Annotated in this window: 1 protein-coding gene; it reads left to right on the top strand. The window is 48.4% G+C overall.

Annotation, left to right across the window (positions count from 1 at the left end; translation table 11 throughout):
- Positions 1 to 395: 395 nt before the first annotated feature.
- The coding region (ltrA, locus tag LUCIF_RS00030; RefSeq protein WP_122625859.1) for a group II intron reverse transcriptase/maturase at positions 396 to 1690 on the top strand (1295 nt) is incomplete at its 3' end.

Raw genomic sequence — 1690 nt, 5'->3', positions numbered from 1 at the left:
GCGGTAACGCCAGGTCTAAGCGTAGGTAGGAAAGGTAGTAGGCCGAAAGCGAAAGCTGAAGATGTAGAATCCCGAAATTCCTAATGGGAATGGTCGATGCATGGGACGAGCAGAAGACAACACTGGGCTTAGCGATAAAGGCAAGTTAAGTTTGGCGCCCCGGGATCGAAGGTCTTGGCATGCTACACACAGTTACTCCGTGAGAACTTGGGAGACCCTGTTGCTCTCCGGAAGGAGTATGGCCGACAAGTTGAAGACGAGGAAGCCAAATAGGTGGCAGGGAGTCGGATTACGTAGTAGTACCAATGAAGCAGGGTAATGCCTGCGGAGGGAAGGACGTAAGATAGTAGTGCCCTTGGCAAGGGAAACAATGCTGCACTGGAGGCAGGAAGCCATTGGAAACAAAACTGAAAAGGATAGCCGAGTTAGCCAAACGAAGACCGAGAGTCAAACTGCAAACCCTCATCCATGCCATTGACGAGGAAAGCCTGAAAGCAGCTCATAATGCCCTGTCAGCAGACAAAGCAGACGGCGCTGACGATGTAACCAAAGAAGACTATGGAGAAAAGCTACAGGAAAATATTACCGACCTTCTAGCGAGAATGAAGCGGCAAGCGTACAAGCCGCAACCCGTAAAGAGAGTCTACATCCCCAAAGCTGATGGCAAGAAGCGACCGCTAGGAATACCCGCCTATGAGGACAAGCTGGTGCAGAAAATCCTGAACGAAATCCTGACAGTCATCTACGAACCGGAATTCCTCGACTGCTCCTATGGATTCAGGCCAGGGAGAAGCTGTCATGACGCCTTGAAGGAAGTGGCCAAAATCCTGGAAAGCAAGAAAGTCAGCTATGTAGTGGATGCGGACATCAAAGGATTCTTTGATAATGTTGACCATGAGTGGATGATGAAATTTCTGCAAGAGCGAATCCAAGACCCAAATCTATTGCGACTGATACAACGTTTCTTAAAAGCCGGGGTCATAGAGGCAGGAGTAGAATACGAGACAGACACAGGAACGCCGCAGGGAGGAGTCATCTCCCCCACGCTGGCGAATGTATATCTACACTATGTACTGGACTTGTGGTTTACGGTAAAGATAAAGCGGGAATGCAGAGGCGAAGCCTACCTAATTCGGTACGCTGACGACTTTGTGTGCTTCTTTCAACACCAAGATGATGCTGAAACTTTCTATGGGAAGTTGATAGAGCGATTACGGAAGTTCAACCTAGAGATAGCGGTAAAAAAGACAAAGATTATCGAATTCGGACGCTTCGCCGAGGAACGACGGAATAAACGAGGGGAAGGCAAGCCGGAGACATTCGACTTTCTCGGATTCACGCACTACTGTAGCAAAAGCCAGAACGGAAAGTTCCGCGTCAAGAGGACAACCAGCCGGAAGAAATTTAGAGCGAAGTTGAAATACTTTGCTGAATGGCTCTATCAAAATATGCACACTGAGATAGGAGACTTAATCAAGCAGATAAATGCCAAGCTGGCTGGGCACTACCGCTACTATGGGGTGACCGACAACAGCAACGGAATTCATGCGTTTGGATACCGCATACGGCGCAAGATACTTGAAGTGCTCAATCGTAGAAGCCAAAAGAACAGCCTGACTTGGGAAGGATTTGCAAAACTCGAGGAGAGATTCCCGCTAGTTAACGCGAGAATCTATGTAAATATCTATGG

It is taken from the genome of Allolucifera butyrica (assembly GCF_900476375.1).
Classification (GTDB): Bacteria; Bacillota; Negativicutes; order Sporomusales; family UPPP01; genus Lucifera; species Lucifera butyrica.
The sequence above is the reverse complement of the archived record's forward strand: the minus strand, read 5'-3'. Positions and strand labels throughout refer to the sequence as shown.